This is a genomic window from Micromonospora sp. AMSO1212t (assembly GCF_008868145.1).
GTDB classification, from domain to species: Bacteria; Actinomycetota; Actinomycetes; order Mycobacteriales; family Micromonosporaceae; genus Micromonospora; species Micromonospora tulbaghiae.
The window spans coordinates 37360-62484 of sequence record NZ_WBKS01000010.1 but is presented as its reverse complement, the minus strand read 5'-3'; the positions used below and the strand labels follow the sequence as shown (position 1 = coordinate 62484).

At 72.8% G+C, this 25125-nt stretch carries 24 protein-coding genes and 1 pseudogene; 10 read left to right on the top strand and 15 right to left on the bottom strand.

Translation table 11 applies throughout. The features are described 5' to 3' along the window. Positions 1-6 precede the first annotated feature (6 nt). Genes F8279_RS05000 through F8279_RS04970 form a run of 7 tightly spaced genes read right to left on the bottom strand, consistent with a single transcriptional unit; the run spans position 7 to position 6308 of the window. Complete coding sequence (locus tag F8279_RS05000) at positions 7-852, bottom strand: type II secretion system F family protein (RefSeq protein ID WP_151499242.1); 846 nt, start codon at positions 850-852, stop codon at positions 7-9. A gap of 17 nt (positions 853-869) precedes the next feature. Continuing rightward, positions 870-1769 (bottom strand): type II secretion system F family protein, encoded by a 900-nt coding sequence (locus F8279_RS04995; RefSeq protein WP_151499226.1) that lies wholly within the window; start codon positions 1767-1769, stop codon positions 870-872. Beyond that, a complete protein-coding gene (locus F8279_RS04990; protein ID WP_151499225.1) occupies positions 1766-3307 on the bottom strand; it encodes a CpaF family protein in 1542 nt (513 codons plus the stop codon). The genes F8279_RS04995 and F8279_RS04990 overlap by 4 nt, the downstream gene beginning before the upstream one ends. Beyond that, positions 3297-4130: a hypothetical protein gene (locus F8279_RS04985; RefSeq protein WP_091414211.1), complete on the bottom strand. Its 834-nt coding sequence runs from the start codon at positions 4128-4130 to the stop codon at positions 3297-3299. Before F8279_RS04985 ends, F8279_RS04990 begins: the two co-directional genes overlap by 11 nt. Continuing rightward, positions 4130-4798 (bottom strand): SAF domain-containing protein, encoded by a 669-nt coding sequence (locus F8279_RS04980; RefSeq protein ID WP_151499224.1) that lies wholly within the window; start codon positions 4796-4798, stop codon positions 4130-4132. Before F8279_RS04980 ends, F8279_RS04985 begins: the two co-directional genes overlap by 1 nt. Further along, positions 4795-5748, bottom strand: a complete 954-nt coding sequence (locus F8279_RS04975) for a hypothetical protein (protein ID WP_151499223.1) — start codon at positions 5746-5748, stop codon at positions 4795-4797. The genes F8279_RS04980 and F8279_RS04975 overlap by 4 nt, the downstream gene beginning before the upstream one ends. Then, a complete protein-coding gene (locus F8279_RS04970; protein WP_151499222.1) occupies positions 5742-6308 on the bottom strand; it encodes a hypothetical protein in 567 nt (188 codons plus the stop codon). Before F8279_RS04970 ends, F8279_RS04975 begins: the two co-directional genes overlap by 7 nt. A 570-nt stretch (positions 6309-6878) precedes the next feature. On the opposite strand from F8279_RS04970, the gene F8279_RS04965 reads away from it, so the two are divergent. Together F8279_RS04965 and F8279_RS04960 are read left to right on the top strand one after the other, a co-directional pair. Then, entirely contained in the window at positions 6879-7655 is a 777-nt protein-coding gene (locus tag F8279_RS04965; RefSeq protein WP_151499221.1) for an A24 family peptidase, read from the top strand. Positions 7656-7764: 109 nt separating this feature from the next. Continuing rightward, positions 7765-10172, top strand: a pseudogene (locus tag F8279_RS04960) (glycoside hydrolase family 65 protein). A 316-nt stretch (positions 10173-10488) separates the two neighbouring features. Here F8279_RS04960 and F8279_RS04955 read toward each other — a convergent pair. From F8279_RS04955 to F8279_RS04940, 4 genes are all read right to left on the bottom strand, one after another. Further along, entirely contained in the window at positions 10489-11472 is a 984-nt protein-coding gene (locus F8279_RS04955) for a helix-turn-helix transcriptional regulator (RefSeq protein ID WP_151499220.1), read from the bottom strand. Then, positions 11469-11663: a hypothetical protein gene (locus tag F8279_RS04950; protein ID WP_192580630.1), complete on the bottom strand. Its 195-nt coding sequence runs from the start codon at positions 11661-11663 to the stop codon at positions 11469-11471. Before F8279_RS04950 ends, F8279_RS04955 begins: the two co-directional genes overlap by 4 nt. A gap of 1215 nt (positions 11664-12878) precedes the next feature. Then, positions 12879-13109, bottom strand: a complete 231-nt coding sequence (locus F8279_RS04945; RefSeq protein ID WP_151499218.1) for a hypothetical protein — start codon at positions 13107-13109, stop codon at positions 12879-12881. Positions 13110-13118: 9 nt separating this feature from the next. Continuing rightward, positions 13119-13616 (bottom strand): hypothetical protein, encoded by a 498-nt coding sequence (locus F8279_RS04940; RefSeq protein WP_151499217.1) that lies wholly within the window; start codon positions 13614-13616, stop codon positions 13119-13121. Positions 13617-13731: 115 nt separating this feature from the next. Here F8279_RS04940 and F8279_RS04935 point away from each other — a divergent pair, with 115 nt between their 5' ends. After that, the gene (locus F8279_RS04935) at positions 13732-14505 is read left to right on the top strand and encodes an SAM-dependent methyltransferase (protein ID WP_091414223.1); all 774 of its coding nucleotides are present in this window, start codon (positions 13732-13734) and stop codon (positions 14503-14505) included. Positions 14506-14545: 40 nt separating this feature from the next. Here the strand turns inward: F8279_RS04935 and F8279_RS04930 are convergent, their stop codons facing one another. Continuing rightward, a complete protein-coding gene (locus F8279_RS04930; protein WP_151499216.1) occupies positions 14546-15427 on the bottom strand; it encodes an RNA polymerase sigma-70 factor in 882 nt (293 codons plus the stop codon). Between the two features lie 167 nt (positions 15428-15594). Here F8279_RS04930 and F8279_RS04925 point away from each other — a divergent pair, with 167 nt between their 5' ends. Beyond that, positions 15595-16080 carry a carboxymuconolactone decarboxylase family protein gene (locus tag F8279_RS04925; protein WP_151499215.1) on the top strand — a complete coding sequence of 162 codons (486 nt, stop codon included), beginning with the start codon at positions 15595-15597 and terminating at the stop codon, positions 16078-16080. Positions 16081-16089: 9 nt separating this feature from the next. Here F8279_RS04925 and F8279_RS04920 read toward each other — a convergent pair whose 3' ends face one another. Continuing rightward, positions 16090-17181, bottom strand: a complete 1092-nt coding sequence (locus F8279_RS04920; RefSeq protein ID WP_151499214.1) for an epoxide hydrolase family protein — start codon at positions 17179-17181, stop codon at positions 16090-16092. A 92-nt stretch (positions 17182-17273) separates the two neighbouring features. On the opposite strand from F8279_RS04920, the gene F8279_RS04915 reads away from it, so the two are divergent. The 5 genes from F8279_RS04915 to F8279_RS04895 all read left to right on the top strand — a co-directional run bounded on the left by F8279_RS04915 (position 17274) and on the right by F8279_RS04895 (position 20474). Continuing rightward, positions 17274-17735 (top strand): MarR family winged helix-turn-helix transcriptional regulator, encoded by a 462-nt coding sequence (locus tag F8279_RS04915; RefSeq protein ID WP_151499213.1) that lies wholly within the window; start codon positions 17274-17276, stop codon positions 17733-17735. Positions 17736-17813: 78 nt separating this feature from the next. Then, positions 17814-18410 carry a helix-turn-helix domain-containing protein gene (locus F8279_RS04910; RefSeq protein ID WP_151499241.1) on the top strand — a complete coding sequence of 199 codons (597 nt, stop codon included), beginning with the start codon at positions 17814-17816 and terminating at the stop codon, positions 18408-18410. Then, positions 18410-18781, top strand: a complete 372-nt coding sequence (locus F8279_RS04905) for a hypothetical protein (RefSeq protein WP_151499212.1) — start codon at positions 18410-18412, stop codon at positions 18779-18781. The genes F8279_RS04910 and F8279_RS04905 overlap by 1 nt, the downstream gene beginning before the upstream one ends. After that, positions 18778-19683 carry an ABC transporter ATP-binding protein gene (locus F8279_RS04900; RefSeq protein WP_151499211.1) on the top strand — a complete coding sequence of 302 codons (906 nt, stop codon included), beginning with the start codon at positions 18778-18780 and terminating at the stop codon, positions 19681-19683. Before F8279_RS04905 ends, F8279_RS04900 begins: the two co-directional genes overlap by 4 nt. Then, a complete protein-coding gene (locus F8279_RS04895; RefSeq protein ID WP_151499210.1) occupies positions 19680-20474 on the top strand; it encodes an ABC transporter permease in 795 nt (264 codons plus the stop codon). The genes F8279_RS04900 and F8279_RS04895 overlap by 4 nt, the downstream gene beginning before the upstream one ends. On the opposite strand, the gene F8279_RS04890 is transcribed toward F8279_RS04895, so the two are convergent. Beyond that, positions 20467-23766 carry a DUF87 domain-containing protein gene (locus F8279_RS04890; RefSeq protein ID WP_151499209.1) on the bottom strand — a complete coding sequence of 1100 codons (3300 nt, stop codon included), beginning with the start codon at positions 23764-23766 and terminating at the stop codon, positions 20467-20469. The genes F8279_RS04895 and F8279_RS04890 overlap by 8 nt on opposite strands. Further along, positions 23763-24506, bottom strand: a complete 744-nt coding sequence (locus tag F8279_RS04885) for a hypothetical protein (RefSeq protein ID WP_225853134.1) — start codon at positions 24504-24506, stop codon at positions 23763-23765. Before F8279_RS04885 ends, F8279_RS04890 begins: the two co-directional genes overlap by 4 nt. A 288-nt stretch (positions 24507-24794) precedes the next feature. Between F8279_RS04885 and F8279_RS04880 the strand changes: the two genes are divergently transcribed. Beyond that, positions 24795-25124, top strand: a complete 330-nt coding sequence (locus F8279_RS04880) for a CU044_2847 family protein (protein WP_151499208.1) — start codon at positions 24795-24797, stop codon at positions 25122-25124. The last annotated feature ends 1 nt before the right edge of the window (position 25125 follow it).

Here is a 25125-nt window from a genome sequence, read left to right as displayed (position 1 = left end):
GGGGGTTCACAGACGGGCGAGGAACGGATAGACGGCGAAGCCGAGCAGGACGAACACCAGCAGCGAGCCGGGGATGTCCAACTTGCTGGTGACCCCCTCGGCCCGAGCCAGGTTGTCGGTGCGGATCTGGTCGCGCAGCGAGTCGGCGCGGGACCGCAACGTCTCGTGCACCTGGGCGCCCTCGCTGCCCGAGGAGCGCATGATGGCGCCCACGTCGCCCAGTTCCGGGATGCCGATCCGCTCGGCCAGCTCCTGCAGCTCGTCCCAGGGCGAGTGCATCTGGAGCTGGGCGAGCCGCAGCGCCTCCCGGATCCGGTCGAAGACCCAGCCGTCGCAGACCGCCGCCGCGCGCTCCAGCGACTGCACCGGGCCGTGCGCGGCGGACAGCTGCAACGCCACCAGGTCGAGATAGGTGCAGACCGCCTGGCGGAACTCGTCCCGGGCGGCGTCCGCCTTGGCCAGGACCGCGCGGTGCGCGAGCAGACCGGCGCCGAGCGCCAGGCCCAGGCTGGCCACCACCGGTACGGCCACCGGCAGCGCCACCCCGCCGACGAAGAGCACTGCCGAGGCGACCGCCGGGGTGGCGAACCCGACGAGCGCGGACAGCAGCACGGAGAGGGCGTACTGCTCCGGGGTGCGGTCGAGCAGGGCGAGCTGCCGGTGCGGCGGGCGCAGCCAGCGGGCGAATCCGCCGAGCCAGTCCGGCCCGGCGCCGGCGGCCGGGGCCTGGCCGGGTGGCTGGTGCAGCCGGCGCAGCGCCGGGCCGAGCGCCGGGGTGGCCGGCAGAGCCTCGCGTACGACCAGGAACAGCCCGAGCCCGACCGCGCACCCGCCGAGCACAGCGATCGCCATCTGCCAGTTGAGTGCGCTCACGCGATCGCCTCCTCCGGGTCGGGCGCCGGCAGGAAGCGCGCGGGCCGGGGCGGCTGGCTCATCGAGCGCACCCAGACCAGCAGCCCGACGAACGCCGCGCCGAGCACCGCCATCACGAGCTGACCCGTCACCGTCCCGTAGGGACGGATGTAGTCGCTGTTGACCAGCCCGTACGCGAGCGTCGCCAGCGTCATGCCGGTGAGGAAGCGGACCGCGAACCGGGGCTGGGTGCGCTTCGCCTCGACCTCGCGCCGGGTCGCCACCTCGGCCGAGGCGGCGGTGGCGATCGACCCGAGCACGTCGCCGAGGCGCTCACCCCGGTCGGTGAGGTGCAGGATCAGCGCGGCCACCACCTGGTCGGCGACCGGGTCGGCGATCTCGTCGGCGAAGGCGAGCAGCGCGGAGCGGGCCAGCCAGCCGGCCTGGAGGCGGGCCGCGAGCGTGCGTACCTCCTCCTGGATCTCCTCCGGAGCGGTGGCGATGGTGCCGATGATCGCCTGCTGGAGTCCCTGGCCGGTGGCCGAGATGTCCTTGAGCCGGCGGGTCCACTCGCCTACGGCTTCGACCCGGGCGATGGCCCGCTGCTCGGCCCGGCCGACCGCGAACAGCCACGGCACGCCCGGCACCGCGAGTGCCACCAGCAGGCCGACCACCGGCAGCCCGGTGAGCAGGAACGCCACCGCCCCGGCGACCACCGCGGCGCCGAGCAGGAGCTGGTAACGGCGCTGGTCGGCGCGGCTCGCGCCGGAACCGGTCCAGAGGCGGCTCAGGCCCGGCCCGGCACCTGGTGCCGGACCGGGCGGGCGGCGGGTGCCGACGAGCGCGACGACGGTCAGCACCAGCCCCGCCACGCAGGCGGCACCGGAGACCAGGGCGATCAGTTCGATCTGCGTCACGCCGGGCCTCCGCTCGGCCGCGCCCCGAGGCGGGTGTGCCGGGGCCGCCGCCACGCGCCCACACCGACCTCGACGAACCGGGTGAGCAGGCGGGCGTCGTAGCCGACGCGCAGCAGTTGGTCGCGGATGCGTTCGGGCAGGTGACGGGGGACCGCGCGGCCGTCCGGCCCCGGACCGAAGACGCTGGTCGTGGTCATCCGGTTGCCCTCGCCGACGCCGATGACCTCCTCGACGTGCGAGACGAAGCGGTGCTTGCGGCCGCCGATCGCGGTCTCGTCCTCGACCGTGACGTAGACGATCAGGTCGAGCGCGTTGCCGGCCATCCGGCGGGCCTGGTCGACTGTCATCTCCCGGCCGTGCGACAGCGCCAGTTCGATGATGCGTTCGCTCACCCCCGAGGGGGTACGCGCGTGAATGGTGCACATCGACCCGCGGCTCGTGGTCATCGCCTGGAGCATCGGCACGATCTCCCGGGACCGCACCTCGCCGACGATGATCCGCAGCACGCCCATCCGCAGCGACACCGGGATCAGGTCGGCGATGCTGACCTCACCCGCCGGCCGCCCGTCCGCGCCGCGCTCGCCGTGGCCCTCCCGGGACTCGAAGCTCATCACCGCGCGGTGCTTGTGTCCGCGCCGGGCCGGCAGGAGTTCGCGGCTCTCCTCCAGCAGCACGTACGGCTCGTCGGCCGGGATCTCGTCCATCAGCGCGCGGATGACTGTGGTCTTTCCGGCCCCGGCGAGCCCGGCGACCATGATGTTCAGCCCGGCCCGCATTGACGCGCGGAGGAAGTCGCGCAGCAGCGGGTCGATCATCTCGTCCAGGTCGGGCCGCCCGCCCGCGATGTCCTCCAGGCTCACCTCGAGCGTGTTGTGCTTGCGGATCACCGCGTACGGGCGGTGGCTCACCAGGAACACGGCGGCGAGCCGGCTGCCGTCGGGCAGTTGCAGGTCGAGCGTGGGCTTCGACGTGGACAGCGACCGTTCGGTGGCCCCGGCCCGGCGGGCCGCCGCCTGGAGGATCTCCACCAGCTCGTCGTCGGTCTCGGCGATCGGCTCGGCCCAGTCGACGCCGCCGCCGTGCCGGGTGATGCGTACCTGGTCGCAGCCGAGGATGTGCACCTCCTCGATGCTGTCGTCGACGAGCAGCGTCTGGAGGCGGCCCAGCCCGACGAGTTCGGCCGTGACCTGGTCGAGCAGCTGGCGTTCCGAGTCGGCGGCCATGGGTGTGCCGGCCCGGCGTACCGAGTCGGCGTACGCGGACACCACAGCGACCGCCAGCCGGGCGCGCTCGACCTCCTCGGCGTCGGCGTCGAACTCGCGTCCGCGCTGCCAGTGGGTGAGCCGTTCGCTCAGCTCCCGGCGCAGCTCGCGGACCACCGCGAAGTCGACCCGGGGGCGTGGCGGTGGCGCCGGTGGCGCGGCGGGCAGCGGCCCGGGGACGTGGTGCCGCCCGTTCGGCGGGGCCAGTGGCGGGACCGTGGAGACGACGCCCGGCTGCTGCGCGCGTGGGTCGTGGGAGACCGGCTCAAACCGCACCGGACACCCCCGGCACGCTCGGCGCGGTCACCGCGCGGGGGGTGGTCGTCCCGGGCCAGGCCAGCCGGGCGCGCCGCCGGTCCAGCAGCGCCCGGACCGGCACCTCCAGGGCGCCGGCCGCGCGCATCAGCGGCCGGTTGGCCCGTACGGTGCCGCCGTGGGCGAGCACCTCGGCGGTACGCGGGTCGTGCGGCAGGCGGGCGATCACCGGCAGCCGCAGCGCCTTGCTGATCTCGCTGGTGCCGTGCCCGTCCCCGACCACGAGCAGTCGCAGCGTGCCCGGCGGCACGCGGTGCTCGGTGAGATCCCGTTCGACGGCGCGGGCGGTGGCCCGGGTGGCGGAGAGGTCGGGCAGGTGCGCGCGCGTGACCAGCAGCACCACCGCGGCGGCCCGCAGCAGCGGCCACGGTGGACCGCCCACTGCCAGCCGCCCGCAGTCGACCAGTACGTCGTACGGCGGTTCGCCCCGTTCCAGCCCGGTGAAGTAGTCGGCGAAGCGCTGCCAGAGCGGGATGACGCTGCCGGCCTGGGCCGGGTCCACCACACCGGGTAGCAGCAGCCGTTCGCGGCGGGGCGCGTCCAGGTCGACCAGCTGGGACCAGAACGCGTGCTCCAGGCTGCCGTCGCGCAGCTCACCCACCGCCAGCTCGCCGATGCCGCGCGGCCCGTCCAGCGCCCCGCCGAGGTAACCGGCGAGGATCGAGCCGCCCGCCGGGTCGCACTCGGCCAGCACGAGCCGCCGGTGCCAGCTCAGCGCGGCGGCGAGCGCGGCGGTGGTGACGCCCGGCGACCCCTTCGCCGAGACCAGGGCGATGATCGCCATCAGGCGGCCTCGGTGAGCACGAGCGCGATCCGGTCGTCGGCGGCGAGCGCCACGACAGCGGGCACGTCCCGTACGGCCAGTGCCAGGTAGACCACCACGTCACCGTTCTGCGGCGTGGCGGTGTCGATCACGGTGCCCTCGAATCGGGTGCCGCCGCCACGGGACGCCTCGGAGCCGCCGCCGGTCGCGTTCGAGGGCGTGCTGACCAGCAGCACCTTGTCGCCGGGGTGCAGCTTGCGGGCCGGCACCTGCTCGGGTTCCAGCCCCAGCGCGATCTGCTGCTGACCGGCGCCGAGCAGCGGGGCCTCGGTGAGCTGCGCCGGGGTGAGCAGCGTGCCCGGGGTGAGCCGGACGGCCGCCCGCAGCCCGAGTACCTCGTCCATCCGGCCGGCGGGCACCGGCTGGAGTTCCCGTCCGCCGGAGACGCGTACCGGCATCAGGTCGTCGGCGGTGAGCTGCTGTCCCACGTCGACCGGCCGGGCCACGGCCAGGTACGTGCCGGTGGAGCGCACCGACGTGACCGCGAACGCCGCGCCCAGCCCGCCGAGCGCGATCAGCAGGACCGCCAGGCCGAGCAGGCCGGGGCGGACGCGTCGTTGCCGGACCACCTTCGGCGGCGCGACGGGTGCCTCCACCGGGGTTCCGTTGCGGGCTGCCACGACACTCATCGGGTCACCACCTGAAGTTCGTTGATCTGTACCTGGACGACGCCGCTGGACCGGCTCTGGGCGATGACGCCGCTCTCCCCGCCGCCGGACCACTCGACGGTCCAGAACGTCGTGGCGCTCACCTGATAGGTGCCGGCCTCCGGATAGCCCTGGTCGAGGCCGCAGTCGGGCGAGGTGGAGCCGGCCCTCGGCCCGTTCGCCCGGTACGGCGTGCCCGGCCCGTCGCAGGTGACGTCGATGTCGTCGGACATGTGCCAGACGATCCGGTCCACCTTCGCGGTGATCTCCACGGTCAGCCCTCGGTCCGAGGCGGACGCGCTCAGCGGCCCGAAGTACGCGGCCCCCGGGCTGGCCCACATCCAGACCGGCAGTCCGACCAGACCGGGGCCCTGGCTGCGCCGGGGCGCCACCGACGCCCGGGGCGGGAGCAGGGAGATCGAGGCCAGCGCGCGGCGGGCCAGTTCCTCCGGGTCCGGCGGCGCGCCGTATCCGGGCGGCGGGGCGTCGAGAAGTGCCCGGCGCAGGCTGCCGAGGTCGCCGCCGTTGCAGGTGAGCTGGTACCACTGTTGGCCGGGAGGCGCCTCGTCCTGCGGCTCCTCGAGCTTGTAGTAGCAGCCGTCGGCGTTGTTGAACCAGCCGAGAACCTCGTGGTAGCAGGGGATGGCCCGGCCGTTCCACTGGCACTTCGGCGTGCCGCTGCCGTTGCCGCCCCCGCCGCCGTTGTCCCCGCCGCCACCCGGCCCGCCCGGGCCGCCCGGCGTGCCGGGGTCGTCGTCCCAGACGTCGCAGTCGGTCTGTTCCGGCGGGCAGGAGCCGCCGGGGTCGGCGGCGCGGGCGGGTGCGCCGGTGAGCGTCAGCAGCGCGGCCAGGCCGGCGGCGAGCAGCAGCCGGCGGGGCGTCCCGGCCCGGGTCGGGTGGGCCGGGACACCCCTTCCTCCCCAGGTCAGCACGGCTGGTCCTGGTGCGCGGCGCCGCCGTTGACCAGCCACCGGCCGTCCGGGAAACGGACCGCTGTGGCAGTCGCCAGGTAGCGCCCGCCGCGGGTGCCGGGTACGGCCTTGCGGTCCTTGGCGTAGACGAGCCGGTAGCCGCTCGCGTCCAGGCAGTCCTGGATCTCGACCGTGGGCGGGCGGGCGGTCAGGTCGACCGACACGACCTCGGGGTCGGAGAGCAGTTTCCCGGTACGCATCGCGCCGTGCTCCTTCGCGTCGAGAATCGCCATTCGCACCCGAGTCAGCAACGGATCAGCCAGAAAACGGGTCAGAGCGGGATGGGACGGATCGCTGCGCGCACTGGCTGCCCGGGACGCGTCGAGATAGCCGGAATAGGCGGCCAGGGCCGCTTTTCCGGCCGCGTCCTCCTCGGCGCTGGAATGGCCGGCGGGTGCGGCGGCGCGGCCGGTCAGCGGACGGGTGGCCGCCTCCGGCTCGGTGCCGCAGCCGGCCGAGCCGACCACCAGCACAACGCTGAGCAGGAAGATTTCCCATCGGCGGGATTGCCGTGTGCGCAACGCCGATCCCTCCTCGGTGCCGGCCCGGGGCGATCACGCCGACCCGCTCCGGGCATGCGGAAGCGCGCCCGGAACTGTCACTCCGGGCCCCCGTCGCCGCCACTTGTATTGACCTGTACTGATCGCTGCGGATTCCGTGCCCTGGTGCCTCCGACGCCAATTGATCGGGGGTTGCGTCGTACCCAAGGGGCGAGCATAGGCTCACGTCCGCCGATGCAACAGAGGTAATTCACGTGAACACGGTGAGTGAAGACGGGAGGTGGTGGCCGGTGTGTGTCGTCACGATGACGAGCGGGCTTCCGCGGGGCTCCGAGCCGGCGGGCGTGTGCTCACCCGTACGCGCCGCGACGGCGGCGGCGAGCCGCCGCGGTGCCGCCGGTATGGGTGGGGAGCATGCCGCTCGTCCGATCCGTCCCGCCCGTTCGCCGGGGCTCACGCCACGACCTGCCCCGGCCGCCGCCGAGTCGCATCAGACGCCCCGGTACGCCTCGGCCGTCACACTTGCGCGAGGTACAAATCACTCTGCGTGCTCCACGATGGAACGCGCGGCGACCGGACGGGGGATCCGGCATGACGGCTGAACGGGTACGGCGTACCGGACGGGTGACCGATGCCCGCCGTCCGAGCGCCCGGCTCATCGCCGCCCTGACGGTCGTACCCCTGCTCCGGCTGGCGGTGGCGCGCTACGCCGTACCGCCGGGGTCTCCGGACCGGACGGGGTGCGACGGCTGCGGCGCCCCGATCGGGCTGGACCGGCCGCTGCCGGCGCTCGGCCCCGCCGCCCGTTGCCCGGCCTGCCGGGCCCGGGTCGGCGCGGCGCCCGCAGTGGTGGAGGTGGCACTGCTGTTCGCGGTGGCGGTGCCGCTGTTCGCCGGCGGCGCAACCGCCGCGCGGCTGGCACTGGCCTGGTGGCTCGTCTGGGCGGTGCCGATGACGATCGTGGACGCGATGGCGCACCGGCTGCCCGACCGGCTCACCTGGCCGGCCGCCGTCGGTGCGTGGGCGCTGCTCGGGGTGGCCGCGCTGACCGGTCCGGGCGCGGACCCGTGGATCCGCGCGGTCCTGGCCGGGCTGGTGCTCGGCGGCGGATTCGCCGCGACCACGCTGCTGTTCGGGCGGCGTGGCTTCGGCCTCGGCGACGCCAAGCTTGCGCTCGGCGCGGGCGCGCTGCTCGGCTGGTACGGCTGGCCGGTGCTCGTGGCCGGGCTGGTGCTCGCGCTCGTCCTCGCCGGGCTGGCCGGGGTCGTGCTGCTCGCCGCCCGGCGGGTCCGCTGGTCCGGGCATCTGCCGTTCGGGCCGTTCCTGGTGCTCGGCACCGCCGCCGCGCTGGTGCTCGTCACCGTGTGATCGGCCACCCGCAGGTGCGGGCAGGCGTAGCCACGGGTATCGGAGTCCCAGCCACCTCCCAGCCGGGTCTGGTTCGGTGGTGGTCCAGGCTTCGGACTCGGGAGGGCACGTGCCGCACGGCGACGACGGTTGGCGGATCCGGCGCACGAGCGCGGACCTGGACCGGCTGGGCGAGACCGAGTCCGTCTTCGCGCTCGCCAACGGCTGGGTGGGCTGGCGCGGGACGCTCGACGAGGGCGAACCCTGCGGGATGCCGGGCAGCTACCTCAACGGGTTCCACGAGCAGCACGAGCTGACCTACCCGGAGAGCGGGTACGCGTTCCCGGAACGCAGCGACACCGTGATCAGCGCGCCGAACGCCGCACTGATCCGGCTCTGGGTCGACGACGAGCCGCTGGACCTGCGGACCGGCACGATCCGGCGGCACCACCAGGAACTTGACCTGCGTGCCGGGGTGGTCGACCGGGAGACCGAGTGGATCTCGCCGGGCGGCCGGGGCGTACGCATCCGCAGCACCCGCCTGGTCTCGCTGACCCGACGTCCGGTCGCCGCCGTCGACTGGGCGGCCGAGCCGCTGGACGAGCCGGTCCGGCTGCGGGTCGGCGCCGACCTGCTCGCCAACCAGCGGGTGCCGGAACGCGCCGATGACCCCCGGGCCGCCTCGGTGATCCACGACCCGCTCACCGGCGAGATCCGCCGCGACGACGGCCTCGACGGTGTGCTCGTGCACCGGACCGGGCGCAGCGGCCAGCGGGTCGCCGTCGCCGTCGCGCACCGGGTCGAAGCGCCCGACGAGATCGCCACCGGCACCGAAGTGACCGCCGACCGGTTCCGGCTGGCGCTGTCCGGTCAGGTACGCCCCGGCGAGCGGATCCGGGTCACCCGGTTCGCCGCGTACGAGTGCGCCGACGTCGACGGCACCCCGGCCGGTGAGCTGGCCGACCTGGTCGTCGCGGAGGCGGACGCGGCCCGGGCCGACGGGTTCGACGCCCTGCTCGCCGAGCAGCGCGCCGCGCTCGACGCGGCGTGGGCCACCGCCGACGTCGAGCTGGACGGCGACCCGGAGCTGCAACTCGCAGTGCGGTTCTCGGTGTTCCACCTGCTGCAGTCCGGCCGCGCCGACGGCGACCGGACCATCCCGGCGAAGGGGCTGACCGGCAACGGCTACGACGGGCACGTGCTCTGGGACACCGAGGGCTACGTGCTGCCGGTGCTGACGTACCTGGCGCCGGAGCTGGCCCGCTCGGCGCTGCGCTGGCGGCACGCCCACCTGCCCGAGGCCCGCGAGCGCGCGGCCGAGCTGCGCCTGACCGGCGCCACCTACCCGTGGCGGACGCTCAGTGGCCGGGAGTGCTCCGGCTACTGGCCGGCCGGCAGCGCGGGCCTGCACGTCAACGCCGACATCGCCGACGCGGTGCTGCGGTACGTCGCGGCCACCGGCGACACCGCGTTCCTCGCCGAGAGCGGCGCCGAGGTGCTGATCGAGACCGCTCGGCTGTGGCACGGCTACGGCCACTTCGACGACGGCGGCGTGTTCCACCTGACCGGCGTCACCGGCCCGGACGAGTACTCCGCGCTGGTCGACGACAACGTCTTCACCAACCTGATGGCCCGGCGCAACCTGCGCGGCGCCGCCGACGCCGTGGAACAGTGCCCGGAGGTGGCCGCGCGGCTCGGCGTCGACGCCGCCGAGGTGGCCGGCTGGCGGGCCGCCGCCGACGCGATGTTCGTCCCGTACGACGGCAAGCGCGGCGTGCACGAGCAGTCGGCCGGTTCACCGCGCAGCCGGAGTGGGACTTCGCCGGCACCGGCGAGGACGACTACCCGCTGCTGCTGCACTTCCCCTACCTGGAGCTGTACCGCAAGCAGGTGGTCAAGCAGGCCGACCTGGTGCTGGCCATGCTGCGCTGCCCGGGGGAGTTCACCGCCGAGGAGAAGACGCGCAACGTCGCCTACTACGAGGCGCGGACCGTCCGGGACTCGTCGCTGTCGGCGTCCGCGCAGGCGATCCTCGCCGCCGAGGTCGGGCATCTCGACCTGGCGTACGACCTGTTCGCCGAGACGGCGTTCCAGGATCTCGCCGACCTGGGCGACAAGACCGCCGACGGGCTGCACCTGGCGTCCCTGGCCGGCGCCTGGCTGGTGGTGGCGCAGGGCTTCGGCGGGCTGCGCGACGACCGGGGCGTGCTCGCGTTCGAGCCGCGCCTACCCCGGCCGATCACCCGGCTGGTGTTCCACCTGCGCCGGCACGGGCACCGCCTGCGGGTCACGCTCACCGGGCGGGAGGCCCGCTACGAGCTGCCGGACGCCGGGCCGGACGACGCGGTGGAGCTGTGGCACCACGGCGATCAGCTCCGGGTCACCGGCGACGGGCCGGTCACCCGGCCGATGCCGCCGGTGCCCGACCCCGGCCCCGAGCCGCAGGCCCCATCCGGCCGCCGTCCGGAACGGCGCGCTCAGGAAACAGCCGGTGCGGTCTACGTCGGCCGCGCCGCGCCCGGCCTACCAGCGAGCTAGTACGCCAACCCGCACCGCGTCGGCTCCTGCCGCGGATGCGGCCGAGAGCACGACCGGGCCGACGAGGTGGCCGTGTACGCGCCCACCTCGACCGGCAACCAGACTTCGTGGCCGTCGCGCGACGGGACCTCGCCGACGTCGACGTCGCGTGCTGGTGCCGCGAGAACGTGCTCCTATGCCACGGTGAGGTGCTTCTGGGGTCATCGGCGGCGCCACGTCCCGCACCGCGCTGGAGGCCGTACTTAATGGAACTCCCGCCGCGACCCCCACGTCCTGCGGGTGAGGGGGATCGTCCCTCACCCGCAGGACGGCTGATTTATGCGGTGGCCTCGTTGTCCTTCGGGCCGCTTAACCAGGTCACGAGACCCGTCCAAGGTTTCCGTCGACGGTGCCTTCCCCGGTCGGTCGGGGGTCGGAAGGGCTCTGCGAGTGGCTGTTCGGGCGGGGGAGCTCCGATCACACCCGACGCGACCGCCCGAAGAACGTGGCTGGCCGCGCTGGCAGTGCCGGTGATGTGGATGACGGTGGGCGTCGGGGTGACCGGGTTGTCCTCGCTGGGCTTGCTCTTGAGAGCGGTGAGGGCGGCACGGGCGCGACGTTCCTGATCGCGTAGGCGGTGCAGGCGGGACAGCCAGAGCGCGGCGCGCTCCTGGGGGACGCCGCAGGCCAACAGGTAGGCGAGGACGTGGCGTGGCCGTAGCGGTGCGCGGCCGTTGAGCATTTCGTGCAGCTGGGAGCGGGTGAGGCCCCCGGATACCTCGGTGCCGGGAAGGGTAATGAGCCGCGACCGGTCAGCGATCTTGCGCAGGCTCAGGCCCTTCTCGACCCGCATCTGGTCCAGGGCGATCAGGAACTCCTCGGTGCTGGTCACCTCGGCGGGGTCGGCGTCGACGTACCGCACGTCGAGGACCGGCAGAGAGGCCCGGCTGTCCATGGTGGTGTGCATCTGCACCGCCTCCATGCGCGCAGCGACCTTGGCCTTGTTTTTGGCCTCCTCCCGCGCCGCGCGCTTGCTGCGCCGCAGCTCCTGACGGACATACATCCAGAGCTCCTGCCACTGCGCCATGTCCTCCTCCGCTACCACCCCGCAGGCGCGGATGTACGCCTCGACGCATTTCCAGCTCGGGAAGCGGATGCCGCCGGCGGCGATGGACAGTGCCGAGACGGAGTAGAACGTGCGGCTGGCCATGGTGCGGTAGGACGGGCCTCCGGCGTCCTGGCGAAGCCGACGCAGCTGGAAGGCGAAGTACGCCACCGGTCCGGCCGACGGGTCCAGCGGCTTCTCGGGCCGGCCGGTCACCGGTCCACTCGCTGGTGGTCGTGGTCAGCGGTCTCAGGCTCGCGTTCCCGGCGCCGGCCGTGGTCACCGAGGTAGCGGCGGATCGCCTCGCCGGCGAGGGTGCAGGCACCCGTACCGGCCACCGCGGACAAGGTGTTATTGCCCAGCTTCCAGAAGACGATGCTGAACACCATCAGCATGAGTACGGTCACGGTGACCGCGACGATGGCACTCGGGGCCGGGACGTCACCCGTGGTGGGAGACTTCCGCAGCCCGCCGGCCCGTGAACGCTTCGCGCGCACGAGATGGATCCTCTCTACTGTGAGTAGAGGACCCGCAGCCCCCTCTGCGGGTCACCTACCCGGACGTGGGTCGTGAAGATGCGGTCAGTCCGGGTAGAGCCCGCCAGGTAGCCGCCCGACGGGGTCCTCGCTGACCGCCATCAAAGTCTCTCAGACCGACAGGACAGATCCCCGGTCGCTCTCGGCGGATTTCTCCTCAACGTGCACCGAGAGGCGAGTTGTTTACTGGTTTTGCGGTCAACAACAGCGCTGGAGTTGTTTACACATCCGCTACCAGGAGTTGCCGGACGGCACGTAAACAACGTTCTATAGTTGCATCGGCAGCGGGCAGCCGGGTATGGCTCGGATTCACGTTCGCTGCTTACCCGAAGACGCTCTCTCAGGACGTGGGTCGTCGCCGGGCTGGGGGGCCGACCGTAGCCGCGGATCGGCCCCCGCTACGTTCACCAGGGGAAACGTTACTGCTGCCGCTATGTGACTGATCAGTAACTCCGCGAACGGGCCGTGCCATCCTCCGCTCGGGCGAAGAACCATCGCTCGATCGGCCCATAGAGGGTCCTCGCAGCGTACCCGCTGGGTGTTGTGTCGCCTCTCGTCCGAAGTCGTCGGCGGCCGTAACAGCGGGATTTGTCAACGGCGCGGCGCCCAGCATCCCGGTGTGACTGAGGACACCTTGGGGGCTGGCGGCACGTTTGTGATCGAAGTTGGCGGAAAACGAACTCGAACATGCGTACGTGCGAGAGCGGGCCGGTTTGCCGTTTTAGTCGACACGGCAAGCGTCGCAGCCCCTTATGTGCGACGCGTGGGCACTAGATTACAAATAGTAATACCTGTGATGGCGTGGTCGTCGGCTGGAGCGGGAGTGGCGCCTGGAGTCGATGCCGGTGAACGCCTCGGCTGCATTCCAGGTGACCCGCTGGTACGAGAGTTGACCAAAAAAAGGCGGCTCGCCACCGGCGCGATTGCGTCGGCCGCCCCCGCCCTCGCCTCCGGCTCTACGCGCGGGTTACCGGGCACCGTCGCTATGGTCGGATGATCTGGTTGGACAGCACGATCGCCCCGCCGGCCGCCGCGCCGCCGACGAGAGCAGGGCACTGGCGGCCCGGCCGCCTCCGGAGGCGACGCTCAGCCCGGCCACAGCGGTAGACCAGGCGGTGACGTGCTCACCTGCTGCCCGGCCCGGAGCCCGAGCAGTTCACTCCGGTGCAGCTGTCGAGAGGCGTCGGGCAACGTCGACTCGAACGGTGCCGGATCCGGTTGGCCATCGACGAGAATGCCGACCCGCGGCCCACCGGAGATGGTGGCGATGTAGTCCCCCGTCGACGGATCCTCGATGCTTGCTGAGTTGTTCAACATGTTGGGCTCCTAAGGTGGCCCCGCCCGGTGCGTGGCCGGCGGCGACGACTGAACCGGCGGGCCGGAGATCCGGGCGACGACCTCCTCCAGCGCCTCGAACGCGTACGCCCAGTTGTGGCACTTGAAGCTGCGCAGCCCGGTGATCGGGGTGCGGCAGTCGGCACAGTGGACACCGGGGATCGCGTCCGGCACCTCGGTGTTCACGTACTTGCGTTCGCCGAGGATCACCCGCGCGATCATCGTGTGGTCGTGCACGCCGTGCAGCGCGGACGCGACGATGTCGTACCAGGTGACCCGCCGCCCGCACTTCGGGCAGTCCGGCTCGTCGCCGCTGACCCACAGCGGCGCGCCGATGCTGCGCGCCGGCATGTTCAGCAGTTTCTCCAGCCGTCGCACGTCCGCCTCCGGGGTGGTCCACCGGTGCCGCCCGGGCAGTGACGCGGGCGAGTCGTAGACGGCGCGGAACACCACCGGCTCGACCTCCACGGTCTCCCGTCCACCTGTCATCGGTACCTCCTCGCGCCGGCGTGTCCCACCGTCGTACCAGGTGAAGACCGGGATCGGCCGGATCGTCGACACGACGGGTCAGCGGTGTGTCGCCCAGAGTGCTAGACATCGAGGGGTGACGGAGGCTGAGAACCGACCCAATGTCGCCCGCATGTACGACTACTACCTCGGCGGCTGCCACAACTTCGCCGCCGACCGGGCCGCCGCCGAGGAGATCCTGAAGATCTTTCCGGACACCGGGGTCGCCGCGCAGAGCAACCGCGCGTTCCTGCGCCGGGTCGTGCGCTGGGCGGCCGAGCAGGGCGTACGCCAGTTCCTCGACATCGGCGCCGGCCTGCCCACCCAGGGCAACGTGCACGAGGTGGTCCGCGCGGTACGCCCCGACGCCCGGGTGGTCTACGTCGACCACGACGAGGTCGCGGTCGCGTACGCCCGGCGGTTGCTGCCCACCGACGGCCGCACCGTGGTGCTCCAGGGCGACCTGCGGCGTCCCGACGAGCTGCTGGCCGACCCGACGCTGCGGGCCACGATCGACCTGAGCGAGCCGGTCGCGGTGCTGCTGCTCGCGGTGCTGCACTTCGTGCCGGACGCCGACGATCCGTACGCGGCGGTGGCGAAGCTGCGCGACGCCACGGTGCCGGGAAGCGTGCTCGCGTTGTCCCACCTCACCCTGGACGGCCTGCCGACGCTGCCCACCGAGCAGGGCACCGCGATCTACCGCCGCAGCAGCTCCCCGCTGGTGCCCCGCACCCGCGACGAGGTGGCCCGCTTCCTCGACGGGTACGAGCTGGTCGAGCCGGGCCTGGTCAGGGTGGCGGACTGGCGGCCCGACGGGGAACCGCAGGCCGCGGTGTCGCACGGGTACGGCGGGGTGGGCGTCCGCCGCTGACCCGCCGTCGTCGGTCCAGGCCGCCGCGCCCTCCCGCCGGTCAGCGCCGCAGCGTCGTCTCGCGGGTCATGTGGGACAGCTTCTCCGGGTTGCGCACCGCGTAGAGGCCGCTGATCCGGCCGTCGTCGAGGCGTACCGCGACGACCGTGTCCAGCTCGCCGTCGAGGTGTACCAGCAGCGCCGGGTAGCCGTTGACCTGGGCCGGCTCGATCGACGCCACGGCGGCGACCCGTCGCCAGCCGCCCGCGAGCAGCCGGGCCACCTTGTCGCCACCGGTGACCGGACGGACGATCGCCTGCTTGATCCCGCCGCCGTCGCCGACGAGCACCGCGTCCGCCGACAGGACGCGGAGCAGCCCGTCCAGGTCGCCGGTCTCCACCGCCCGCCGGAACGCGTCGAGCGCGTCGCGGGCCTCGGCCGCCGAGACCGTACGGCGAGGGCGGCGCGCCGCGACGTGGGCCCGCGCCCGGTGCGCGATCTGCCGCACGGCGACGGGACTCCGCTCGACCGTCTCGGCGATCTCGTCGTAGCCGACGTCGAACACCTCCCGCAGAACGAACACGGCCCGTTCGGTCGGCGTGAGCGTCTCCAGCACCAGCAGCATCGCCATCGACACGCTCTCCGCAAGCGTCACGTCGTCGGCCACGTCGGGCGCGGTGAGCAGCGGCTCGGGCAGCCACGAGCCGACGTACGACTCCTTGCGCCGGCCCAGCGTGCGCAGCCGGGACAGCGCCTGCCGGGTGGTGATCCGGACCAGGTAGGCGCGCCGGTCCCGAATCTCGTCGCGGTCCACGCCGGCCCAGCGCAGCCAGGTCTCCTGCACCACGTCCTCCGCGTCGGCGGCCGAGCCGAGCATCTCGTACGCGACGGTGAAGAGCAGGTTCCGGTGCGCGAGGAAATCCTCGGTGGCCGGGTCCGCCATGGCTGGCTCCTTCGCTGCTCGGCTGCGTTCCCCACCAGACGCCGGCCACCGCCGCCGTGTGACATCCGGTCGCTGTGGCGGTCCTCACCCGGCGTCGCCGTCACGCCGGACGCGTCCCCGGCACCTCGTGTTCGTCCCACACCCACCCCAGCAGAGAGGGCGCAACCATGCAGACCCGATTCAACCTGTTCGAGAGCCCGGTCTCGGCGACGTTCATGAAGCGCTTCGCCGGCGCGGGCCTGATGATCCACCAGTCGTCGCTGCCCCGCACCGTGCAGGAGCTGGTGTCGCTGCGGGCCAGCCAGATCAACGGCTGCGGCTGGTGCATCGACATGCACACCAAGGAGGCGGTGGCCGGGGGCGAGAGCGCGGTCCGGCTGAACCTGGTCGCCGCCTGGCGTGAGTCGACAGTGTTCACCGGGGCCGAGTGCGCGGCGCTGGCGTTCGCCGAGGAGGGCACCCGGCTCGCCGACGCCCATCAGGGCGTGTCCGACGAGACGTGGGAGCAGGTGCGCAAGCACTACGACGACGACCAGATCGCCGCGCTGGTCTGCCTGGTCGGGCTGATCAACGCGGCGAACCGGTTCGCGGTGCTCGTGCACCAGCGCGGCGGCTCGTACGAGCCGGGCATGTTCGCGGCGGCCATGGGCTGAGCGCGGCCGTCACCGCAGGCTCCAGAAGAACGACCGGACGTCGTCGGCGAACAGCTCCGGCACCTCCAGCGGGGCGAAGTGACCACCCCGGTCGAACTCGCTCCACTGCCGGATCGTGTACGTCAGTTCGGCGATCGGCCGGACGGCCCGGGTGATGTCGTGCGCGAACACGGCGACCCCGAGCGGGGGCGGGCAGGGCGCGGGCGGGCCACCGAACGCGCTCTCCCGCACCAGCCGCGCGGACGAGGCGGCCGTGCGGGTGAACCAGTAGACCGAGACGTCGGTGAGGATGCGGTCCACGCCGACCGCCGATCGCGGGTCGGTCCACTCGGTGAACTTCTCGGCGATCCACGCCAGCTGCCCGACGGGTGAGTCGTGCAGCGCGTACGACACGGTCTGCGGCCGGCTGGCGTAGAGCACCTGATGGGGATGCCGCTGCGTCTTGAGCCGCATGATCCGGGTCAGCCGGTCCCGGTCCCCGTCGGACAGGCCGGCCTCCCCGGTCCAGCCGGGCGGCGGGGGTGTGGGCAGGTAGTTGAGGTGTACGCCGACGACGTGCTCCGGGTCGATGCCGCCGAGCCGGGTGGAGATGACCGAACCCCAGTCACCGCCCTGTGCGCCGTACCGCCGGTAGCCGAGCCGCCGCATCAGCTCGGCCCAGGCGCGGGCGACGCGGTCGACGTCCCAGCCGCGTTCCCGGGTCGGGCCGGAGAAGCCGAAGCCGGGGATCGACGGTACGACCAGGTGGAACTGCTCGGACAGCGGGCCGAGCACGTCGAGGAACTCCACGACCGAGCCGGGCCAGCCGTGCGTGAGGATCAGCGGCAGCGCGTCCGGGTCGGCGGCGCGTACGTGCAGGAAGTGGATGTTCTGCCCGTCGATGGTGGTGGTGAACTGCGGATACCGGTTCAGCTCGGCCTCGGCCTCCCGCCAGTCGTACGCGGTGCGCCAGTGTTCGGCCAGCTCACGTACCCGGGCCAGCGGGATGCCGTAGTCCCACCCGGCGCCGGGCAGTTCGTCGGGCCAGCGGGTGCGGGCCAGGCGGTCGGCGAGGTCGTCGAGGTCGGCCTGGGGGACGTGGACGCGGAACGGCTCGATCACTGTGGCTCCGATCGTTGGTGGCACTAACGTTTGGGCGACCAACGGTAGCGCAGATCGTTGGGGACGCCAACGTTTCCGGTTAGGCTGGGCACGTGGAGAACCCGGAGCCGGACCTCGTACCGACCCGCCTGGCCGGCCTGCCGAGCTGGCTGATCACCCAGACCGCCGTACGCGCCGGCCGGCTGGTCGCCGGCGGCCTCGCGGCTGTCGACGCGCGGGGCTATCACTTCCGGCTGCTCGCCACGCTCGACGAGTTCGGCCCGGCCAGTCAGGCGGCGCTCGGCCGGCGCAGCGGCATCCACGTCAGCGACGTGGTGGCGGCGCTCAACGAACTCGCCGAGCGGGAGTTCGTCACCCGCAGCCCCGACCCGGCCGACCGGCGGCGCAACGTCGTCACCATCACCGCGGCCGGGCGGCGGCAGTTGCGACGGCTGGAGAAGCGGCTCGCCGCCGTCCAGGACGACCTGCTCGCGCCGCTGTCGCCGGACGAGCGCGCGGAACTGGCCCGGCTCCTGTCGCGAGTGCTGGCCCACCACGCCCGCCCGCCGGCCTGATCGCCGTCCTCCGGCGCGACTCTTGCCCGTCGCCCTATCATTATCGTTCTCGATAGTGATAACGTCTGCGACGTGACGATGTCGATGGACCGGTGGGCGGAGACCGCGCTGCACCCGGTGCGGATCCGGATCCTGCGCGCGGTCGCGGGTGCCCGGGTGACGACGCACGACCTGGTCGAGCTGCTGCCCGACGTCCCGCAGGCCACCCTCTACCGGCACCTCGCGACGCTCGTGAAGACCGGGATGCTCGACGTGGTGGAGGAGCGCAAGGTGCGCGGCGCCGTCGAGCGGGTGTACGCGCTGCCCGCGCACGGCGCGGCGCTGGACCCGGCGGCCCTGGCGACGGCGACGCCGGAGGACCACGCGCGCTACTTCACCGCGTTCGTGTCGAGCCTGCTGTCCGAGTTCTCCCGCTACCTGGCGCGGGACTCCGTCGACTTCGTCGCCGACGGCGTCGGATACCAGCAGCTCGTACTGCACCTGACCGACGCCGAGCTGCACGAGTTCGCAGCCGGGCTCAACGCGCTGGTCGGCCCGTTGCTCGCCAGAGGGCCCGGCGACGGACGGACCCCCCGGCTGCTGGCGACCGTCCTGATGCCCGCCGACCGCCAGGCGACCCCCGGCGACACGCACACATCAGCGCACGACTCCGACACGACGAAGGGCGACGACTGATGGCCTCCGTAATGCTCGACGGTGATGTGATCGACATCCGGTTCACCGGATGGGAACGGATGTGGGTCGGGCGGGAGCGGTTCGCGCTGCGCCTGGCCGCCGTGCGGCACGCCGCACCGGTGGACGAGCCGATCCGGCTGGCCCGCGGCGCCCGGCGCGGGTACGCGGTGTCCGGCTTCGCCAAGATCGGCGTCTGGGGCATCTTCGGCGGCCCCCGCCAACTCGTGGCGGCCCGGCGGGGTCAGCCCGGCCTGCACCTGGTGCTGGACCGCGCGGCGGCCGGCGGAGAGTTCGACGAGGTCGTCGTCTCCGACCCCGCAGCAGCGGGCCTCGCCGAGACGATCGGGCGCGCGACGAGGAGCCGGCCATGACCGGCGACCACCTGCCGATCGAGGCGTCGGGCCTGACCAAACGCTACGGCGACGTCACCGCCGTACACGATCTGACCTTCACCGTGCGGCCCGGCGCGGTCACCGGCTTCCTCGGTCCGAACGGCGCCGGCAAGACCACCACGCTGCGCGTGCTGACCGGACTGGTGACGCCGACCAGCGGCACCGCCACGATCGGCGGACAGCCCTACGGCCGGCTGGCCCAGCCGTCACGGACCGTCGGCGCGGTGTTCGACGGCAACGCGTTCCACCCCGGCCACACCGCCCGTGACCACCTGAGCCTCTACGCCGCGATGGCCGGCTGCCCGGACAGCCGCGTCGCGGAACTGCTGGACCTGCTCGGCCTCGCGCACGCCGCCGACCGTCGTACCCGAGGGTTCTCCACCGGCATGCGCCAACGGCTCAGCCTCGCCACGGCGCTGCTCGGCGACCCCCGCGTCCTGCTGCTCGACGAACCGTCGAACGGCCTGGACCCGGAAGGCATGTCGTGGCTGCGCGGCCTGCTGCGCCGGCTCGCCGACGAGGGCCGCACCGTGCTGGTCTCCAGCCACGTCCTGCACGAGGTCCAGCAGGTGGTGGACGACGTGGTGGTGATCCGGGGCGGCGAACTCGTCGCCGCCGGGCCGTGGTCCCGGCTCACCGGCCCGCCGACGGTGCTCGTCACCTCGCCGGACGCCGACCCCCTGGCCTCCGCGCTGACGGCCGCCGCCGGGTCCGTCGAGGCCGCCGGACCCGGCCGGCTGCGGGTACGCGGACTGGACGCGCCGCGTGTGGCCGACCTCGCCGCGGACCACCGTCTGCGGATCCACGAGCTGGTCACCGAGACCACAAGCCTCGAACAGCTCTTCCTCGACCTGACCACCGACCCGGCGGAGGCCCGATGAACCTGCTCAGAGCGGAACTACGCCGGGTGCTGGCGACCCGGATGTGGGGCGGGCTGCTGCTCGCCGCCGTCGCGCTCGGTGGCGGCCTGGTCGGGCTGATGGCGCTCGTCGGGCCGGAGAACTTCGACCCGCCGATGCCCGGACTGCACACCGAGGAGGGCCTGCGGTCGATCCTCGGCATCCTCGGTTTCACCGCCTTCGTGCCGGCCGCCGCCGGCGCCCTCGCTGCCACGTCGGAATACCGGCACGGCACCGCCGCCGTCACGTTCATGTTCGCGCCGCGCCGAGGGCGGGTGCTCGCCGCGAAACTCGCCACCCACGCGATCGTCGGCCTCGGCTACGGGATCGCGCTGGCCGGCTCCGCCGCGGCGGCCCTGTTCACGGTCGCCGCCCTGCGTGGCGTGTCGCTGGGCATGCCCGCCCCCACAGTGCTGGCGCTGCTCGCCCGCATCGGCGTCGCGATGGCTGTCTACCTGCTCGTCGGCACCGGCGTGGGCGCGCTGCTCCGCAACCAGGTCGCGGCCGTGTGCGTCGTGGTCGGCTACCTGTACCTGGCCGAGCCCGTACTGATGATGATCCCCGGCGTCAACGCGCTCTACCCGCTCCTGCCCGGCGGAGCCACCGCCGCGCTCACCGACTTCACGTACGTCGCCGACGCGATGTCCGCGCAGCTCGGCAACGACGCCGTCGCGCTCCTGCCACCGGCGGCCGGCGCCCTGCTGCTGACCGGGTACGCGCTGGCCGCCGCAGCGATCGCCGTGGTCGTGCCGATGCGCCGCGACATCACCTGAGCGTCGCGAGCCGGACGATCTCCTCCGCGGTCAGCGGGCTGCGCGGATGGTGGGTCAGGCACATCGGCGCCTGCATCTTGACGAACCGGGCACCCTCCACAGTGGCGTAGAACTGGCCGGTACGCAGCTTGCCGATGTCCGGGACGTCGGTGCCCTTCGCCCTGGCCACGTCCCGGGCCGCCTCGATCTGTACCGGCACGGTGAGCAGGCCGAAGAACTGCGTGGCGGCGTTGCCGGGGATCTGGTTGTGCAACGCCTTCGGTGCCTGGGTGGCGAAGACCAGCCCCAGCCCGTACTTGCGGGCCTGCGAGGTCAGCGCGAGCGTGCTCTGGGTGCAGGCGGTCACGGCACCGGACGGGGCGAGCGTCTGCGCCTCGTCCATGACGAAGAGTCCACCGAGTGGCCGGTCCCCGGCCGGATGGCGCTTGATCCAGGTGAACAGGGCGAGCTGCAACTGGTTGACGAAGCTCTGCCGCTGATTCTCCTCGGACAGCCCGGCGAGGTTGATCACCGAGACCCGGGCGCGGCGACCGGGTGGCGGGGTGAGTAGTTCGCCCGGATCGACAGGCGTTCCGACGCCGCCCAGGAGCGGATCGTTGATCAGGGCGGCCTTGAGTAGCTGTGCCATGCCGGCGGCCAGCTTGGGCGCGCTGTCGAGCTGACTCACTCCGTCCGGGAGGTCGTTGAGGACGTCGGTGAACTCGCGCAGGTCGCTCGCGCCGCTCCGGGCGTAGCCGATCAGCGCCTCGCGCAGCACGGCCCGGCCGAGCCGGGCCTTGTCGGTTCCGCCGTCCACCCGGGCGTGCGGGGCGAGCGTGGCGACGGCGGCGTTCACGGCCGAGGTGAACCCGTCCGGGTCGTCGAGCACGTCGGCGAAGGCCGGCAACGGCTGGAACGTCAACGGCCGACCGGCCTGCCGTCCTGGCGTCCAGACGACCACGTCGGTGCCGGCCAGATATTCCGCCGCGCGGCGGGCGTCGTCGGCGCCCCAGCCCGGCGGTGGCTCGGGCCAGGCCTCGCCGAGCCGGGCCAGGTCGTTGTTGGGGTCGAGCACGATGGCCGAGACGCCGCGCAGGGCGCACTCCTCGATCAGGCGGCGGATCAGGACGGTCTTGCCGGAGCCGGAGCCGGCGAAGATGACTGTGTGCCGGCGCAGCGCTTCGAGGTCGATGCCGACCGGGTCGGGCCGCCCGGTGACCGTGCCGATCTCCATCCGCGCCGGGTCGATGCCCGCCACCGGCGGCAGGGGAGCGATCATCGGCGGAACCGGGCCGGAACCGGCGGACCGCGGCGCAGGGACGAGACCGGCGGAGCGCGATGCGGGGACGGGACCGGCGGAGCGCGGCGCAGCGGTGACCGGTGGTGGCGTCCCGACCGGGGGTCGGTCCGGCACCTCGTCCGGCCGCTCCTCGGCCCGGACGGCTTCCGGCGCGCCCGGCCAGTCGCCCAGCGCCTCCCGCAGGCAGGTGATGTCGGAGGCCGGCCGGCGATCGGCGAACCAGGGTCGCAGCGTCTCCCGCCCGTAGTCCTGGATGAGTTGTTCGAGCGCGACCATCCGGGCGACGTCCGGCGTGTCCAGGGGGAGCCTCCGGCCACCGGCCCGCTCGAACGCGTCCAGCACCTCGCGGGTGCGGGCACCGGCCGACCACTCCGCGCTGCGCAGCAGGAAGAGCCGGCGTTTGGCGACCCCTTCGGTGAGCCCGGCGGTCGTGATCGCGTTGCGAATCCGGTTGAGCACAGCGATGTGGTGCGGCGCGGAGATCGCCCGGAACGACCAGTGCTCCTCGTCCTCGCTGTCCTCGCTCAGGCTGTGCCGTAGCCGAGCGTGCAGCGCCGGCTTGGTCCCGGCGGGGATCGGGTCGAGGCTGAACGCGTCGACGGCCGCCCCCTGCGCGGCGATCCACGCGGTCAGGCCGGCTTCGAGCAGGCGCGGGACACGGCCGTCCTCCGACTCCGGGGATACTGCAGAGCCGGTGTCGGCGGCGGCGACCAGCTCCGCGTACCGGGCGTCGATCTTGCTGAATCCGTTCGCCCGGTTCTCCGGCGGCGGCCCGGTGACCGGGGCGTGGACGAGCCCGTCGGCGACGCGATCGCCGCTCGCGTGCAGCAGGTGCCGCAGCTCCCGCGCCTCGCCGTCGGCCAGGCAGGCCCGGACGTGTGTGTCGATCCGCCGCAGCAGCTCACGCGGGGTGAAGCCGACGACCTCCTGGAACGCGTCCGGGTGGACCGGCCAGGTGGGATGGGGCGGCGTGAACCCGAGGCCCTCGAAGAGCACCGCGAACCGCTTCTCGACCAGCTCGCGGCCCACCTCGACGGAGGGGATCTCCTTGAGCGGGGCAGCCTCCCGGAACCGGTCCTGGACGGTGTCCGTCGCCTGCTGCTGGATGCTGCGCCACGTCTGCGGGAGGCAGGAGACGACGGACAGGGTCCGGCGGGTGGTCTCGCGCAGCGCCATCAGGCCGCTGGCGACCTGCTCGAGCAGGAGCGAGGTCTGCCAGTCCGCCTCGCCCCGGGCGTCCTGGTTGGTCGCCTTCACGGACTGGGCGATCATCAGGTCGATCTGGTCCACCGCGATCACGGTCGGGCCGACGACGGCGAGCAGCCGGGAGATGTCCCGGACCACCTCCTGGGGCGCACGTCGATTGCGCCGCAGCCCCCATCCGGCCCGCTGCCCGGGTTCCTCCTCGTCCATGGAGGACAGGAAGTCGTAGCCGATGTCCTGCACGGCGGACTGCTCGGCCGCGTAGAGCACCAGGGCACGCGCGGTGTCCTGGCACTCCGTACCGATCTGGCGGTCCTTCTTGCGGATCAGGTCGACGAACGCGTCGAGCGTGGAACGGCTGAGTTCGGTCTCGCCGGCGACCGCGCGGCGTACCGTGCGGGGCGCCCTCACCTCGTCGGCCAGCCGGCGCAGGAACGTCCGCAGCTGGGTGGTCTCGTCCGGCATCGGCCGGACCAGGCCCTCCAGCATCGAGATCGCGGTGCGTTGCCAGAACGTCCGGGCCTCGAGCAACTCGACCAGGAAGAAGAACCCGCCGCGCCCCTGTACCTGCTGGCGGACCGTGCCGATGAGGTGGGTCTTGCCGGTGCCGCGCTGGCCGAGGATGGCCACCCCCACCGGACTGGAGTCGGTGCTGGCCTGAGCCTCCGCGAAGCTGTCCAGCACCGTCGTGACGACGTCGTGGTGCAGGCCCTCGACGTGGAACGGAGTCGGTTTCCAGACGTCGTCCGGGGTCGGAGCCCAGTTGAACCTCAGCGCCGCCAGGGCGCGGCGTTGCTCGTCCCCGATCATGACGAGATGGCGACCAGATGCTTGTCCTGGTTGCCGATGGTCACCGCCGCCGCCCGCTCCTGCGGCTTGAGCACCTTCTGGTTGGACTCGGGCACCAGGTTCACGCCGCGCTCCCGGTTGAGCGTCACCAGCGCGGCGTCGAACTCGTGGCGGGGCAGATCGGTGAGGGCCTCGCGAAGGTCTGCCAGCATGACGTAGTCACCGGGCTTGGCGGCCAGCTCGTGGTACGCCTGCCGGATCAGCGCCACCGCGTCGACGGCCGCGGATGCCGGCGACGCCACCGGCGGCGCGACGACCTCGTCCCGGTTGATCTGCATCCGGAACAGGTCGTCGGCGCGGGTCCCGGAGTGGTCGATCAGCCGGCGCAGGAAGTCGAGCGCGACGTAGAGGGTTCCGCCGGCGGTACCGGCGCCCTTCGGCGGCTCCGCGCCCAGCTCGTCTGTGGCGCGATCCCACCCCTTGTCGGTGAGCGCCAGCGTGATCGGCTTCTCCGTGACGTCCACCAGGCCGAGTGACTGAAGTCGACGGCGGTGATCCGCTTTCAGCCCGATACCGGCGACATTGGTGAAATAGGTCTGCGGCAAAGGCGCCGCCTTCACCATCAGCGTGACAAGAATGCACCGGTCGACGAGGGTCAGTTCCTTTTCCGGCATGCGGATGCTCCTCTGCGGCACGAGCTCCCACCGCGTCGACGGTGTGATCGAAGGCTCGGAAGGGGTGGCCATGATCGAGGTGGGCAACGGGGACGGCCCCGGCGCACGGGCCGATTCTGCCGACGGTCTCCGGCTCGCGCAAGGTCACCGATCTCGCTGACGAAAGCCGACAGGACAGCACAGTGGATCTCCGACGGTCCTGCGTGGACGGCCCGGCTGAAACGCCTGTTCGACCGATTCGGCGCGGTTCGCCGGCCGGACCATTGCGAAATGACAAGGGCAACGGGCAGCATGGCAGACCGGCGGGAGGGCTGAAGTTCTGCTCCGCCGCGAACCCTCCTGCCCGTTCCCCTGAAATACGTCACGGAGGTGACCGTGCAGTCTGAGGTGGTCCGCTACCAGGTCGACGACGAAACGGTTGCCTTGATCGAAGTCGAGCCGACGCCCGGTTTCCAGCCCGCCGGCTTCGGCGACGTCGCCGGCTGGGTACGCGATTCCGCGGCGCCGGCAGTCGCCGCCGCCCGGGAATTGCTGGAACAGGTCAAGACCGTCTCTCCCGACGCGGTGGAGGTGCGCTTCGGGATCAAGGCCACCGGCACGGCGAGCTGGGTGGTGGCGAAGGCGACCGGAGAGGCGAACTTCGAAGTCACGCTCGCCTGGCAGCCGGACGGCCCCACCGATCGCGGTGCCGGCCCACGGCGCTGAC

Coding starts and splice junctions, on each gene's coding strand:
- F8279_RS05000 (WP_151499242.1), bottom strand. CDS start 852: ATGGCGATCGCTGTGCTCGGCGGGTGCGCGGTCGGGCTCGGGCTGTTC.
- F8279_RS04985 (WP_091414211.1), bottom strand. CDS start 4,130: ATGGCGATCATCGCCCTGGTCTCGGCGAAGGGGTCGCCGGGCGTCACC.
- F8279_RS04980 (WP_151499224.1), bottom strand. CDS start 4,798: ATGAGTGTCGTGGCAGCCCGCAACGGAACCCCGGTGGAGGCACCCGTC.
- F8279_RS04965 (WP_151499221.1), top strand. CDS start 6,879: ATGACGGCTGAACGGGTACGGCGTACCGGACGGGTGACCGATGCCCGC.
- F8279_RS04945 (WP_151499218.1), bottom strand. CDS start 13,109: ATGTTGAACAACTCAGCAAGCATCGAGGATCCGTCGACGGGGGACTAC.
- F8279_RS04940 (WP_151499217.1), bottom strand. CDS start 13,616: ATGACAGGTGGACGGGAGACCGTGGAGGTCGAGCCGGTGGTGTTCCGC.
- F8279_RS04930 (WP_151499216.1), bottom strand. CDS start 15,427: ATGGCGGACCCGGCCACCGAGGATTTCCTCGCGCACCGGAACCTGCTC.
- F8279_RS04925 (WP_151499215.1), top strand. CDS start 15,595: ATGCAGACCCGATTCAACCTGTTCGAGAGCCCGGTCTCGGCGACGTTC.
- F8279_RS04910 (WP_151499241.1), top strand. CDS start 17,814: ATGTCGATGGACCGGTGGGCGGAGACCGCGCTGCACCCGGTGCGGATC.
- F8279_RS04905 (WP_151499212.1), top strand. CDS start 18,410: ATGGCCTCCGTAATGCTCGACGGTGATGTGATCGACATCCGGTTCACC.
- F8279_RS04900 (WP_151499211.1), top strand. CDS start 18,778: ATGACCGGCGACCACCTGCCGATCGAGGCGTCGGGCCTGACCAAACGC.
- F8279_RS04895 (WP_151499210.1), top strand. CDS start 19,680: ATGAACCTGCTCAGAGCGGAACTACGCCGGGTGCTGGCGACCCGGATG.
- F8279_RS04890 (WP_151499209.1), bottom strand. CDS start 23,766: ATGATCGGGGACGAGCAACGCCGCGCCCTGGCGGCGCTGAGGTTCAAC.